Source organism: Tunicatimonas pelagia, assembly GCF_030506325.1.
Lineage (GTDB): Bacteria > Bacteroidota > Bacteroidia > Cytophagales > Cyclobacteriaceae > Tunicatimonas > Tunicatimonas pelagia.
In genome coordinates, this window is the sequence record NZ_CP120683.1 from 5,413,698 (window position 1) to 5,427,058 (window position 13,361).

13 protein-coding genes are annotated in these 13,361 nt (G+C 40.9%); 3 read left to right on the forward strand and 10 right to left on the reverse strand.

The genetic code is table 11. The features are described from left to right. Nucleotides 1-72: 72 nt before the first annotated feature. Nucleotides 73-810, reverse strand: a complete 738-nt coding sequence (locus tag P0M28_RS23135) for an FkbM family methyltransferase (RefSeq protein ID WP_302205494.1) — start codon at nucleotides 808-810, stop codon at nucleotides 73-75. A 439-nt stretch (nucleotides 811-1,249) separates the two neighbouring features. Between P0M28_RS23135 and P0M28_RS23140 the strand changes: the two genes are divergently transcribed. Continuing rightward, nucleotides 1,250-2,446: a glycosyltransferase 87 family protein gene (locus P0M28_RS23140; RefSeq protein WP_302205496.1), complete on the forward strand. Its 1,197-nt coding sequence runs from the start codon at nucleotides 1,250-1,252 to the stop codon at nucleotides 2,444-2,446. A 204-nt stretch (nucleotides 2,447-2,650) separates the two neighbouring features. On the opposite strand, the gene P0M28_RS23145 is transcribed toward P0M28_RS23140, so the two are convergent. Together P0M28_RS23145 and P0M28_RS23150 are read right to left on the reverse strand one after the other, a co-directional pair. Then, a complete protein-coding gene (locus P0M28_RS23145) occupies nucleotides 2,651-3,178 on the reverse strand; it encodes a hypothetical protein (protein ID WP_302205497.1) in 528 nt (175 codons plus the stop codon). Nucleotides 3,179-3,455: 277 nt separating this feature from the next. Beyond that, nucleotides 3,456-4,511 (reverse strand): hypothetical protein, encoded by a 1,056-nt coding sequence (locus P0M28_RS23150; RefSeq protein WP_302205499.1) that lies wholly within the window; start codon nucleotides 4,509-4,511, stop codon nucleotides 3,456-3,458. 204 nt (nucleotides 4,512-4,715) lie between these two features. Between P0M28_RS23150 and P0M28_RS23155 the strand changes: the two genes are divergently transcribed. Further along, nucleotides 4,716-5,099, forward strand: a complete 384-nt coding sequence (locus tag P0M28_RS23155) for a helix-turn-helix domain-containing protein (protein WP_302205501.1) — start codon at nucleotides 4,716-4,718, stop codon at nucleotides 5,097-5,099. Here the strand turns inward: P0M28_RS23155 and P0M28_RS23160 are convergent. The 5 genes from P0M28_RS23160 to P0M28_RS23180 all read right to left on the reverse strand — a co-directional run bounded on the left by P0M28_RS23160 (nucleotide 5,092) and on the right by P0M28_RS23180 (nucleotide 9,884). Further along, the gene (locus P0M28_RS23160) at nucleotides 5,092-5,940 is read right to left on the reverse strand and encodes a class I SAM-dependent methyltransferase (protein ID WP_302205502.1); all 849 of its coding nucleotides are present in this window, start codon (nucleotides 5,938-5,940) and stop codon (nucleotides 5,092-5,094) included. The two genes, P0M28_RS23155 and P0M28_RS23160, sit on opposite strands and share 8 nt — an antisense overlap. Nucleotides 5,941-6,238: 298 nt before the next feature. Continuing rightward, complete coding sequence (locus P0M28_RS23165; RefSeq protein ID WP_302205503.1) at nucleotides 6,239-6,982, reverse strand: FkbM family methyltransferase; 744 nt, start codon at nucleotides 6,980-6,982, stop codon at nucleotides 6,239-6,241. Between the two features lie 74 nt (nucleotides 6,983-7,056). After that, nucleotides 7,057-8,016 carry a glycosyltransferase family 9 protein gene (locus P0M28_RS23170; protein ID WP_302205504.1) on the reverse strand — a complete coding sequence of 320 codons (960 nt, stop codon included), beginning with the start codon at nucleotides 8,014-8,016 and terminating at the stop codon, nucleotides 7,057-7,059. Further along, nucleotides 8,013-9,101 (reverse strand): glycosyltransferase family 4 protein, encoded by a 1,089-nt coding sequence (locus tag P0M28_RS23175; RefSeq protein WP_302205506.1) that lies wholly within the window; start codon nucleotides 9,099-9,101, stop codon nucleotides 8,013-8,015. Before P0M28_RS23175 ends, P0M28_RS23170 begins: the two co-directional genes overlap by 4 nt. Nucleotides 9,102-9,104: 3 nt before the next feature. Then, a complete protein-coding gene (locus P0M28_RS23180) occupies nucleotides 9,105-9,884 on the reverse strand; it encodes a glycosyltransferase family 2 protein (protein WP_302205508.1) in 780 nt (259 codons plus the stop codon). Between the two features lie 68 nt (nucleotides 9,885-9,952). On the opposite strand from P0M28_RS23180, the gene P0M28_RS23185 reads away from it, so the two are divergent. Next, the gene (locus P0M28_RS23185; RefSeq protein ID WP_302205509.1) at nucleotides 9,953-10,987 is read left to right on the forward strand and encodes a glycosyltransferase family 9 protein; all 1,035 of its coding nucleotides are present in this window, start codon (nucleotides 9,953-9,955) and stop codon (nucleotides 10,985-10,987) included. A gap of 2 nt (nucleotides 10,988-10,989) precedes the next feature. On the opposite strand, the gene P0M28_RS23190 is transcribed toward P0M28_RS23185, so the two are convergent. Both P0M28_RS23190 and P0M28_RS23195 read right to left on the reverse strand, forming a co-directional pair. Then, nucleotides 10,990-12,078, reverse strand: a complete 1,089-nt coding sequence (locus P0M28_RS23190) for a glycosyltransferase family 4 protein (RefSeq protein WP_302205511.1) — start codon at nucleotides 12,076-12,078, stop codon at nucleotides 10,990-10,992. A 196-nt stretch (nucleotides 12,079-12,274) separates the two neighbouring features. Beyond that, on the reverse strand, nucleotides 12,275-13,210 hold the full coding sequence (locus tag P0M28_RS23195) for a lysophospholipid acyltransferase family protein (protein WP_367281922.1): 936 nt from the start codon (nucleotides 13,208-13,210) through the stop codon (nucleotides 12,275-12,277). Nucleotides 13,211-13,361: the final 151 nt, after the last annotated feature.

Consider the following 13,361-nt stretch of genomic DNA (forward strand, 5'->3'; position numbering starts at 1 on the left):
GATAGGGCTATTGGATGTACAGTTTACTCAATCCTGCCAAGTCTATATGTAACCGGAGTTTCCTTCGCTCAACTATTTTAATTGATACTGTTTTGCCTGTAAATAGTTCCTTAGTGCTTGGTTAGTTTCTTTTTGCTTAGTGCCTCGGTGAGTTTTAATGAGGACGATGCAAATCTTATCTAAGACTTCTTGCGGAAGAGAGTAAAGAATGGCATACTCAGCTCCCTGGCAATATAGTTTCAGGAGATTGATATAGTTGATAGAATTTTTTTCTAAAAACTGCGGCAACGTTGTAGACTGTACTTGTATTTGCTGCCCATTTCCTGGCTGACTAAAAATTGAGGCCATTGTAGTGGAACCATCCAATTTGCTAGTATGAAGAGTAATAGGAATATTATTGTCGCTAATGGCTTGTGGTTCAATATGCCAATTAAATGTAGGATACGTTTCCTTATATTTTTCAAGCATTTGAAAATTGAAGGACATGGGTTCAAAGGCGTAGCTGATAGCTTCAGGAAACTTATAAAACATGAACAATGAAAAGTAACCTACATTTGCGCCAATATCTACTATTGTTGGATTCTTAAGCGTGAGTAGATGTTCAGGTATGTTCTTAAAATAAATCTGATCAAAAAAGCACTCACGAAATGCCGATAGCATTTGACGCGGTACTCGTACGCTAAACTGGCCTTTCAACTGAAAATCAAAGGATGCTTGGTAACCAAACATCTTAAACCACAAATACTGAGGCCAGTTTTCAAAATGTGCAAAGAGATTACGATAACGCCGAATTTTATTCTTAGACATCATAAAGATAAGTAGGTTAGTAAGTCCGGTTTAGTAGATTACCGACTGCGAAGAAAGGTAGAAAGCGTGCTTTCTCCAACTCATACTTTTCCAAACATAATCTGAGAGTGGTGTAGCGTTTCTCTTGGGTTGCTACTGAAGTGCCGTAGGTCTACTTGCCAAAAATCTGCTGCATTTAGTAGTGATATAGCCTACTTTGTTTAGTTCGGTAAAAATTATTTACGATAGCAAGAGACTGATCTAACATGATAGAGTAGTTTCTCCTACCTTCAGTAACGTACCGAGAACTATAGCCTCTAGATTCTCTGCAACATATTACCCCTCCTAACGCAGTAATATATGAGTGGGCTACTCTGCTAAGGTTGTCGAGGAACCAGATTTTTAACGGTGGTCATTTCGGGAAAAATAGCGTAATTGTAAAAAAATTAGCAATAAAAGATATATGAGAGCCAAGCTTAAGCAGATTGTGAGTGATCCACGGTATATCACTGGACTATATGTACTAGTTGCTATTTTGATTAGTGTACAAGCATTACTTTTAGGCGGGAAACGTTACGAAGAAGCTGGGAAAGAATACAACCGATACAACAATTACACTATTTTTGAGCGGTCGTTTTACCATCTAAAAAATAATCAAGACTTGTATGTTTACTATCCTGAAGAGCACTGGGATATCTATAAATATACTCCAACATTTTCGGTGTTTTTCGGCCTTTTTGCAGTTTTTCCCGATTGGCTTGGGTTACCTTTCTGGAACCTATTCAATGCTGTGCCTCTTTTGGTAGGGATATATTACCTACCCAAGCTTAATAATTTTGAAAAGGGTCTTGTTGCAATAATCATATTGCAAGAACTGATAACTTCTATACAAAATGAGCAAGCGAATGGATTGATAGCCGGACTATTGATATTAGCTTTTGCTCTAATGGAACGAAAGAAGTACGCTTGGGCTACCCTATGTATTGTATCTTCGGCCTTTATAAAGCTGTTTGGTATAGTGGGGGTAGCGTTGTATTTACTCTACCCTAACAAACGGCATACCTTGGTTTACACTATGTTGTGGGTGGCACTTATGGCCGTAGTGCCCTTGGTATTAATAAGCTATGAACAGTATGTTTACTTACTTGAAAACTATCTGGTATTGCTATCTGATGACCACTCTGCCTCCTACGGCTACTCGGTAATGGGGTGGCTATATACTTGGTTTATGATAGGTATCAACAAAATGGCTGTGGTGCTCATCGGTGCGGCAATTTTTATGGTGCCCTTTATGAAAATACAATGGTATACCTACTACGGATTTAGGTATCTGGTTATTGTGTCTATACTGATTTGGGTCGTTATCTTTAATCATAAGGCGGAGTCGCCCACATTTATCATTGCTATGGCGGGGGTTGCTATGTGGTTTGTTGTAAGCGAGAAGAATGCAATCAATATTGCCCTCTTCACTTTTGCTTTTGTGTTTACTACACTATCCCCTACTGATATTTTTCCTCAATTTTTGCGGGAGCAATTGGTAACCCCCTACGTCCTCAAAGGAGTTCCTTGCATTTTCGTTTGGATAAAAGTTATTTATGATATGCTTAGCAAGCATAAGGTAAGCTATCTAACCAATAGATATATCGCTTCTTTTGAATAGTACGAAGGGACGCATTGCTGCCTACCAATTAGCTTGCGGTAGGTGCTATGCTCTTATTTTGTCAGTACAAGCATACTTATCTTGACCGAAAAAGGTTCTTTATGAACTCGCTAAAATGGCTGCGCAGTCGCCAAAAATTAAGCCAAACGTTTTGCTTAACTAAGATAATCTTATCGGTGAAAGTGACGTTAATTTTTTGAGGAATTACCAATCATACTTAATTCTTTTAACAATATAGATATCCTCGTAGTAATTATCGTCATAGGCCTTTTTACCGCCTGTAGAGCCTTCTCGTCGCAAGGTAGAAATTAGCGAACGGCAATCGGAAGTGCCTAGCGGGGCATAGTCCTGATTGTCAGTATTTAGCTTTTTGAGATTATTCACATATTCTATCTTAATACTACATTGTCTGATATGTCGGCCTACGGTATAAGTGTTGTCAGTATTTTTCCGAAAGAGGTGGCAATATTTCAGAGCTTGCTCAAACTGATAATTATACTGGTAGGCTAGCCCCAGATGAAATGCTAACGTAGAAGTGGTAGCTTCTGTGTTTTTGTATGCGTCTTGCAAGTAAGGAAGTGTCCGGTGCTTATAACGGCTTTCTAAGTAGGCTAATCTGATCTTGTAGGTGATAACTATGTCGCCAGGGGTAATTTCTGCTACTTTTGTATAGTATGTAGGAGCCTCGTAGTAAAAACCATGCTCGTAGTACTTGTTGGTAAACTTTAGCAATTTTTTTTGCTGATTGCCCGCAGGACACACCCGACAGGGAGCACAGCTAACAAATTATAAGTACCCAGAACATGAGTAATACGTTGATTCATCAATGATTAGTTAAAAACACAATTGTTTAATCTGATTTGAGCTAGATTATCTCTCAGCACCTCCATAATGTAGGTTTTATGAAAAAAAATGTTTTTTCAGGTAATATGGAATTTAGGCGAATCAGTATAAACAAGTAAAGCCAACTTCTGCTGGCTTTACTTGTTATACACACTCTTAGTTCACTTTAGAAGTAAATGCGGTCATACCTATATGTTGCATTTCGATAGACGTAGGTATGAACGCTAGCATCATACCAGGGATGTGTAGAATCCCAAGTGATATCTGCAAGGTCAATGTAAAACTCAACATTATCTAAAACTGTGGTAGTAAAGTTAGTGCCTGCATAGCCCGTAGGTTCATTGCTGAAACTCACATCGTAAGTATAAGTAGGAAAGCCAAATGTAGTAGGGAATAGGGCATGAGAACCATCAGCGTCTATTGAAAAACGTAAACTCCCCTTCATCCTTGCATTAGAAGTCTTCCATTTTTTTGTTGGAAAACTTCTCGCTAAATGAGCAAACTCAATGAATAGACCTAAGTGTATACCTGTATAGTAACCGGAGTACGCGTAGGGCGTTATACCAAATCTATGCTTAATATCATCAATGTAGAATTCTTTCGAGGCACCTACGGGTAGATAATATACTTTTCCGAATAGCTTGTTCTTTTTAAGGTCGGGGCTTTTCAATTTTATAGTTCCGTATTCTAACACTTCATTATCAACACCAAGTCTAGCGTTGGTAGGTTCAATTTCATCTTGAAGAAATACTTCCTCAAATTTATTCACCATAATATTATCACTTTCTTCGATCTCGCCACCTGATAAGACTTTTTTCTTCAATTCTTGAAAAGCGTCTTCAGTGGTATTGAACAAAATGTACTCAGTATCTTGATTGAACCAGACGATATCGTTAGCTACTTGGAACTCTTTCCTACCATTGAGAATTGACGAGTGTATTTGTACAGCTAAATCATCTGTAAAGTTTTCTGGTGAATTTCTATAAGGTTCAAAAGAAACTTCTTTTACCCAGGAAGAGTACTGGTTTTCGTCTAAACTAGAAAGCGAGTCTAATAAAGATACTAAAGTTGCTTTATCATCAAATACGAGTCGGTCATTACTAACTTGGAAACCATCAAACTGAGTTTGAGTAGGTTCTAGTAGGTTTTTTTCTTGGATAACTTCATCTTGACATGAAAATATCAAAAGTGGAACACATATTAATACAAAAAACTTTTTCATCTTAAAAATTTTGGTTGAAGTGAATTAAAAATAAGGTCGACGTAAGCTTACTGTGTAAAGGTATTTGTATATAATATATGTGTTCCAAATCAGTACGTTTAATTTATTCTTTATGAGATTGCAAATTGAATTTATTTAACTCTTATTTAGAATAATATAAATATTTGATATATTCTTGCAACTTATTAGATAATTCATACATCAATGGATATTTATAAAAAACTGAGAAAGATAAGAGAGTACAGAGAATTCTCTCAAGAATATGTGGCATCGAGGCTTGGTATGACTCAGAATAGTTATAGTAAAGTGGAAAGAGGTATTGGTAAAATTACTGTGGATAGACTTGAAAAAATTTGCGAGGTTTTGCAAGTAGATTCTCAGGCTGTTTTGGTAGCTGATGAAAGAAGTTTGCTACAAATTATAAATGGGCGCAACGATCATAATGTGTATGTTTCTAGCGAAAATTCAGAAAAAATACGATCATCCCTATGTGATTTATACAAGCTTCGTATTCAGCACTTGAAAGAGGAAATTACCTTTTTAGAAAGTAGTTTAGAAAAAAGTGCTTCCACTTCTCAGACTAGGTAACCCCAAATTCTTTGTGCTTACTTTTAAGATAACCTGATACTTCTGAATGTGATTTTTCTTTCTCGAAGATGACGAACAAATGTGAATCAAGAAGGGTGTTTAGGCTAGTGGCAAGTTTGAACTGTTCTTTGTAGATAGAAGTCTTAGTTTGTAGATCATAATCTTTATTCTTTCGCATGTTCCTACGATAGTTGAGGTAAGTCGATAAATAGATAAATGGATAAAAGAATGGTAAAAGCAAAGTAGACGTTGGACGAGAGCGAGTAAAGACGATATCTACGATTTTAAATCCTGCCAAAGCAGCTAATGTTCTTAATTTCTGTATGCCGATCAGAAAAATATGGCCGAAATATATTTCGTTAGTGATGTGTTGCTGACTCATCCAAACGGAATCCATTTCATTAGGGGGCATAATTTTGTTGTACCTCTCACACTCAGAAAGAAAATAACTTAGTCGGGATCGGAGATTAGAGTAGTTAGGAGTGGTAATTATCATCCTTCCCCCAGTCTTCAGTACTCTACTAAATTCTCGCAGGGCATGGAACTGGTCAGTAAAATGCTCAATACCTTCTTGACAGATAATCCAGTCAGCAAAGCTATCACTTAGCTCAACTTTTTCATTAATATTCACTCGCTTACAGTTTAGTCCTTCAACATCAAAATACTCTGGAAACAAATCAAAAGGGTAGACTTGGGCACCAATAGATTGGGCAATACGGGAGGTTACGCCATTACCGGCCGGTAAATCCACTACAATTTTGTCCTTGAAGTCATTAGGGTGTTGCAGTAAATATTTCTTTACATAGTATTTGATACTCTTAGGGTTGTCTTCGTAGTTCATTGATCCAGGTGTGAATTATTCTTACTTTTTTTCTACTGAAATGCCAGCTAAATAGGTAGCTTCTTTGGCAAAGGATACCTCAATGTATTGGGCTATCTTTCTGATAGGCGTTCGACTTGGATAAGGCATTGGTCGCAACAATGTAACATTCACTTAAAACCATTTAGAACCTCATTTTAACTACCATTCCACACCTGAGCTACCTATCTAATTTCTGGGGACTATTATACCAGAAGGAGCTATGGGTTAGTGGCAAGTTTGAACCGTTCTTAATAAACAAACCTGTATCTAACATAGATCATCCTTTAATCCATAGAATATCCATCCCCCGTTCGGGATGAAGAAGATATTCATAAGAGGTATCAATCAATCGACCGCCTTTTCCGATAATTTTAGGGGTATAATTGCACTGATACAGGGTATCTAGAAAATCTGAAAAAGCTACACCACCTTTTTCCATATAGGAAGGGGAATATTCAGTATGTACAAAAGGAACATGCTGAAGTAGTTGCTGACTACCCTGTAATACAAAATACTCATACCCTTCCACATCAATCTTCACAAACTTTACCTGTGAATATTCAACTTTTTGCGCTTGTAGAAACGTATCCAAGGTAGTGGTAACTACTTCTATTTGCTGGCCATGATTGATAGGCAGTAACGAATGTCTTCCTCGGTTTTTTGAAGGATAGAGGTAAAGTGTCTCTATTCCTTCTTTGTTAGAAAGGGCTTCCGTTCGGCAAATAATCTGATTTGCATTATTTTGTTTTACATTCTTTACAAGAAGTTGATAATTAAGCGGATCAGGTTCAAAAGAGAAAATTTTGGTGTCTGCCGGTCCGTAACGGGAAAAAATCAATGAGAACCATCCAATATTTGCTCCAACATCAATAATTACATCATTTTTTCTGAAAGGAATATTCTGTAGAAAACATGCGGTATTATCAGGTTCACATATGCCAAATTTATAAATATGCCGACCTAAGACATCCTCGGTCTTGAACGTAATTGTAAGTTTATGCTCAGAAAGAGTTCGAGACATATACGGTACATGTAGTAACCATCTGGCTATAAAGTGGACAAAGCTGTTAATAAATGTTCTTATACTATTTATTTTCATTTCAATTTCCAATTAATAATTCTCCTGATAGCTTCCTCTACTGAAATATCCGATAAATCGGAAGCCTCTTTGGCAAAGGTTGCCTCAATGTATTCGGCTTTCTTTCCAATGGGACCCCAGCGTCCGGCGTGCATGGGGCGTTGGTCGGGATACAACCCCAAAGCATAAATACCACTGGTAGCAGCGATATGCAATGGTCCGGTACTACAAGCCACCAGCCCATCAGCGTGGCTAATAAAGTCAATAAATTCGGATAATGAAAAAGCCCCGGTGGTATCTTTTACGTGGGGTAGCGTAAAAAATTCAGGACACTCCGCCTTTATTTTCTCACCTTCTTGTGCGGTGCCTGTAATTAAAATCTGAAACTTCGCAGGGGACAATTGCTCAACCAACGCGAGATAATAGCGTAAGGGCCATTCTTTAGCACTTCCCTGTGATTTGGGGTGCAGAAGCAGGTTGAATTTGTCAGTAGCTAAATACTGACTAAAGTAGTCGCGCAGGTGCTGAGAAGGGTTCCATCTGTAGTAAGCCGACAATTGATCTAGAGAATAATCAACCTTTGGGGTGAGGGGGCGCAGTAGCTGTAGGTTTAACTGGGCTTCGTGCAGATCACTATTTTTCCGGCCAAGATTGACTAAGCGGTTGCAACTAAACCAATGAAAAACGCGGTGACTAGTACCAACTCGCTGGGGAATTTTTTGCTGCTTTGCCCATCGGCTAATAGCGGAGCGGGGCAACACATGAATAACTATATCGGCCGAAATTACCGGAGGGTTTTCTTCATTCCATTCGTAAAATTCATCCACAAAGGCGCAGCGTTCTATAATAGCCCGCGTATATGCTTTCCCTAAAAAGCTGACGTGGACTTCGGGAAATAGTGCTTTTAGAACCCCAGCCATGGGTAGGGTAAGTATCACATCCCCGATGCTATCAGTACGGCTCAGGAGTATTCTCATGCGGTGGATACGTTGTTCATCAGTTGGGTTAATCGGGCAAAGTGATCGGAGGCCTGGAACTGCTCTTTGGCTTTTTCGCGACCTGCTTGGGCTAAGCGCGTTCGCAAACTAGGGTCGTCAACTAGTTTTTGTAGACAGTCAGCTAGTTGTCGGCTATTTTCCCGCTCAAAGAGTAAACCATTTTCATCGTCGTCAATAATTTCAGGAATACCGCCGTAGTTAGTGCCCACTACTGCCACCTCGCCAAGCATAGCCTCAATCAGGGTTAGCCCAAATGTCTCGTTAAGGCTAGGCATGACAATAATATCCATTTGGGGCATGAGGCTGGTAGCGTTCGGGTGAAATCCCATAAAATGTATTTGAGATTCCAAACTATATTCCTGAATAGATTCTTTAAGTCGGGTAACGTAGGATTCGTCCATCGTATCTCCGTAGAAGTAGGTGCTGGGCGTAATACCCCGCTGCCTGAGGTGATGTAAGGCTTCAACGATAACGTGTTGTCCCTTCATGCGATCAATCCGGCTAAATACGCCAATTTGAGTTTGGGATGGTTTTGGGTCGTTCGTCGAGGGAGAAGATTGAGGCGGTGCTGATACGCCGTAGTACAAGCGTACTACCCGCCTGGGGTCAACGGCAATATTTTGCCTCAACTGTTGCTGAACCTGATTGGTAATAGCAATAAAAAGGTCAATAGAACTGTAGAGAAAACGGTGGTAAAGGTCTTTTTTGGTATGATGAAGCGTCATCTGTCGGGTATGCACAACCGAGAAAGAGTAGGAAGTTAGTCGCTTGCTCAGCGCTACTACCAATAAATCAGCTTTGTGGTGTACGTGCAGTATATCAATCTGCTGTTCCTTGATTATTGAAGCTAACGTAATAGCCCGGCCAATTACATTGTACCATCGCCCGGGGGGCAGGGTGGTATGCTGAATTCCATCTTGCTTCATTAGTGAGGCCAACCGGGTTTCGGGGGCTACCACCGCCAACGAAAGGTGACCAGATGAGGTAAAGTGTTGGCAGCAGCGGTGAAAATACAATTCTAGTCCGCCTAAACTGCTGGCTAGGCATAGCTCAAGGATGCGCATGATTTAGGTAAGTAGTGAGGATGCTTTTCGGCGTTTGCTGTAAATTTTACTGTACTTCAAAAAGTTAGAATAGCCGGATAAAACACATACCACAAACCCATAGTAACCGTCTAAAAATCCCAACTGGAAAAAGTATTTCTTTACAAAGGTAAATAGAGGGTTAAGAATTACATGAACCAAAATATTAACCCTACGGTCTTTCCGTATTGCCTCATCCGAAGCAATTTCGGAAAAGCGATTGGCAGTACGGGCGTGGTCTTCAACAGAAGGAAAAGAGTAGTGCAGCAAATCACCGTTTAGGTGGTGAGTGCTGCTACCTGCTATCATTTTCACCGAATCGTGGGGGTTCTCACCACCCCAACGCCCTTTCTGACGGTTCCAGAGCCGTAGTTTGGTATCTGGGTACCAACCGCAGTGTTTGATCCACTTTCCGCAGTAGCTGGTGAGACGGTTAAAGCGGTAGGCATCGTAATTACAGTGCTGTTTAACTTGCTGGATAGACCGGAACAACTCAGGAGTGAGGGCTTCATCAGCATCCAACGCCAAAATATATTCGTGTTCTGCTTGATCCAGAGCGTAATTTTTCTGCTGAATATGTCCTTCAAACGTATGTTCAATGAACCGTATCCCTAATCCCTGGCAAATCTCTTTGGTTTTATCGGTAGAATAAGAGTCAACCACGAGTACCTCATCCGCCAGCTCTTTCACTGAGTTAATGCAGCGTTCAATATTCTTTTCTTCGTTGTAGGTGATAATCGTTACCGATAGTTGCACAGCGGTCATAAATACGTATTACATTTGCAGTGGCAATTTACAAGGGGAAAAATGCCGAACAAATACTTAATTGCGCTATGAAGAGGGAGGATATTTCCCGGGTACTACTTATTCAGACTGCCTACATTGGTGATGTTATCTTGATGACCCCTCTGATAGAGAATCTGCGGAAGATAGTTCCAACTACTCAGATTGATGTGCTTATTAACCATGATACTGCTTCAGTATTAGCTGGGCATCCACATATTAATGAGTTATTGCTCTGGAACAAAAGAGAACGAAAAAAGCGTAACCTACTGAGGTTACTACAGAAAATTCGGGAGAATAACTATGATGCGGTACTCAACTGCCATCGATATTTTTCTACCAGGTTGCTTACTGCGTTGTCTGGAGCTAAGTGTAAAGTTGGGTTCAACCACGGCTCACTAGCTCGTTGGCTAGATATTCAAGTTTCCCACCAAATTCCGGGAGATCAGCATGAAGTAGACCGTAACTTGGGCTTATTAAGTGCACTCTTGCCTGATACAGAGAAATCTCAATTAGAACGCCAACCCAAACTGTACCTGTCAATCGGTGATCAGGAACAGGTGCTACCGTACCAAGCGGAGGCGTATCTCTGCATAGCCCCCACCTCCGTATGGTTTACTAAGCAATTTCCGGCTGAGAAGTGGATAGAACTTATTGATAATCTACCGTTTGAGGGAAAGATTTACCTGCTGGGGGCACCGACTGATTATGAATCTTGCGAAATCATCAGGCAGAAAAGTAAGCGTGACACTGTAGAAAACTTGGCCGGAAAGCTGTCGTTGCTCCAATCTGCGGCACTAATGGCGAAGGCAGTGCTTAATTATGTGAATGATTCGGCACCTTTGCACTTGGCTTCGGCTATGAATGCCCCGGTTTGTGCAATTTTCTGTTCTACTGTTCCTGAATTTGGGTTTACACCACTATCTGACTTTTCGGAGGTAGTAGATGTAAGTAGTTCATTGAGTTGCCGCCCGTGCGGAATACATGGTCACGGTGCTTGCCCCCAGAAGCATTTTCGGTGTGCGTATGATATTAGGGTACATCGACTTGTAGAAGTGTTCCAAAAAGCCCAAATCTCCCATTAAGGTTATTTATCTTGGGTTAGTTTCTGGAAAAAAAACTCATATTGGTTTAGCATACGATCAATAGAGAAATCATCAAGTGCAGTACGGCGACCTGCCTCACTGAATGATTGTTGCAGAGTAGTGTTGCTAAGTAGTTGATTAATATACTGGGCTAGCTGTTGCTCGTTTTCATTCTCAAATAAAAACCCATTAACCCCATGTTGAATCAGTTCTGGGTTTCCACCTATTTTTGTAGCAATAACTGGTACCCCCAGAGCCATTGCCTCGAGCAGTGACTGGGAGAGACCTTCTATCACCGAGGGAAGTACATTAACAGTAAACAACGGATAATGGTGTAGTACATCATTATTATTTATAGAACCCGCATAATGCACTCGGTGGTGGGTAGGTAACTGTTCGCGAACCGCCTTTAGTTCTGGGGCTTCTTCAATTCCGACAAATAACACATGCGTTGGCTGATTGACGAATTTAAGGGCAGTAAGTAGTTGCTTTTGCTCTTTGTAACGGGCTACACAGCCAATAACTAGCTCGTTTGGTTGGATTTGATAGTGGTTTCGCCAAGAGCTGATGATCTCAGGCTTAATGTTGGTATATTTTTCTTTTGGCGTGCCATTGTAAATAACCTGAATATGTTGCTCAGGAATGCCAATTGCTTGGATGGATTGCTTTACCCCTTCGCTAACGGCTACGATTGCATTGGTGCCTTTGGTGTAGAACGTGTTCTGACCCAGTGCGCCTATACTTTTTGCTATTTGTCTTCGGGTATGAATTAGCTTAACCGGAAGCTTATACCACCACTTGGCTAAAATGGTAGTGTATCGGTCTTTACTTGATTGGGCATTAATAAGCTCGATATTATACTCCCGGACTAACGATGCTAGCTGACGTATACTGGGTAGATGGAGCTTACTGGCAAAAGTGAAATGAACTGGCTCTACTTGGGTGTTTTCTACCAGCTTCCAGAGCAAGGTTCCCCGAGGGCAGGCAACCCATACTTTGTGGCCTCGGTGGGCTAGCCCTTTAGCTAAGTACGAAACCGAATAGGTTGACCCGGCGATGCCAGCTGCTTCAGAAGTAATTAGAATATTCATAAATAGAACGCCAGTGAGTAGGCAAGTTAGAAAAATGTAGTAATAGAATCAGCCTTGTAAGGCATCTCAATTGAACCGTGCTAATAATAAGCTATATTTTAGTTTTTGTAAAGATAGTAATCAGTAGTGAGCGACACGCGGTGTGCGACACTCGGTGTGCGACACGCGGTATCAACCAGTAATCGCGTATCTCTTTCTACCTCCCACTTACGTTTGGTGTAGATGGGTCGGTGTATTTCCAGCGACGGTGCGACCACAGCCAGTTAGCGGGTTGCTGACGAATTACTGTTTCAGCTAAGGCAACATAGTGTGATAGTATTTGGGTTTTCTCGTCGTAGGGTGGTTCGCTTATCTCTTGAAACTGCACTCGGTAGCATCCTCGTGAAATACGATACATAGCGGCAAACACTACCGGATACTTTGTGAGCCGGGGCAGCTGTTCTACTCCCTGATAAAATCCGGTTTTCTGGTGTAAAAACGTAATCCAATCTTTTGGGGTATGTATAGAGGGGGTTTGATCAGCTACTACAGCAATAGCGCGGGTCTCGTGCTTGCGTTTCAGAATAGCTCGGGCAGCATGATCTTTATTAATTGGCTTTCCTTCAAAGCGCGAGCGGATGGAGTACATAAAGTCATCCATGTTAGAATTAGCTAACTTCTTGTACATCGCATCTACCGGGTAGGGAAGACGAAGGCACCCAGCCAACAGAAGCCATTCCCAATTGCACTGATGGGTTGCCAGAATAATAATAGATTGCCTTTGCTGATAGTACTTCTCAATAATTTCCATCCCGTCAAACTCAACCCGCCGTTTCATTTCCTTGACAGAAATTGTGCGCCCGTACAGTGTTTCTACCGAGATGTCCGCTAGGTTGTGGTAAAAGTCTTGCCTGATCTGCCGAATCTCTTGACTGCTTTTCTCCGGGAATGATTTTCGGAGATTCTCTTCAATAGTTTTTCGACGATAGCGAACAATATAGGAAGAAACAAAAGCTGCAAAGTCAGCTAGTGCATACAGCCACGATAAAGGCCAATGGGATAAAAACCGTAGAATGAACATCGGCCACAAAAATAGAGGATAATCCGGGTGGATGCTAGTAAGTTGAGCGGTGTTATTTCGGAGATTGGTAATATGGTTGGGTTGTTATTCGCTCTTGGTCATTGGTCTACAGAGTTAGAAGGTTGCAGTGTTCAGGTTCAATTGTCCGATGGTTATTAGTCCACGGCCGATAGTCCACAGTCCACAGGTTAAGACGCATGAAGTGTTCAGGGGTGGGGAGTTA

Coding starts and splice junctions, on each gene's coding strand:
- P0M28_RS23135 (WP_302205494.1), bottom strand. CDS start 810: ATGATGTCTAAGAATAAAATTCGGCGTTATCGTAATCTCTTTGCACAT.
- P0M28_RS23140 (WP_302205496.1), top strand. CDS start 1,250: ATGAGAGCCAAGCTTAAGCAGATTGTGAGTGATCCACGGTATATCACT.
- P0M28_RS23150 (WP_302205499.1), bottom strand. CDS start 4,511: ATGAAAAAGTTTTTTGTATTAATATGTGTTCCACTTTTGATATTTTCA.
- P0M28_RS23155 (WP_302205501.1), top strand. CDS start 4,716: ATGGATATTTATAAAAAACTGAGAAAGATAAGAGAGTACAGAGAATTC.
- P0M28_RS23160 (WP_302205502.1), bottom strand. CDS start 5,940: ATGAACTACGAAGACAACCCTAAGAGTATCAAATACTATGTAAAGAAA.
- P0M28_RS23165 (WP_302205503.1), bottom strand. CDS start 6,982: ATGTCTCGAACTCTTTCTGAGCATAAACTTACAATTACGTTCAAGACC.
- P0M28_RS23170 (WP_302205504.1), bottom strand. CDS start 8,016: ATGAGAATACTCCTGAGCCGTACTGATAGCATCGGGGATGTGATACTT.
- P0M28_RS23175 (WP_302205506.1), bottom strand. CDS start 9,101: ATGCGCATCCTTGAGCTATGCCTAGCCAGCAGTTTAGGCGGACTAGAA.
- P0M28_RS23180 (WP_302205508.1), bottom strand. CDS start 9,884: ATGACCGCTGTGCAACTATCGGTAACGATTATCACCTACAACGAAGAA.
- P0M28_RS23185 (WP_302205509.1), top strand. CDS start 9,953: ATGAAGAGGGAGGATATTTCCCGGGTACTACTTATTCAGACTGCCTAC.
- P0M28_RS23190 (WP_302205511.1), bottom strand. CDS start 12,078: ATGAATATTCTAATTACTTCTGAAGCAGCTGGCATCGCCGGGTCAACC.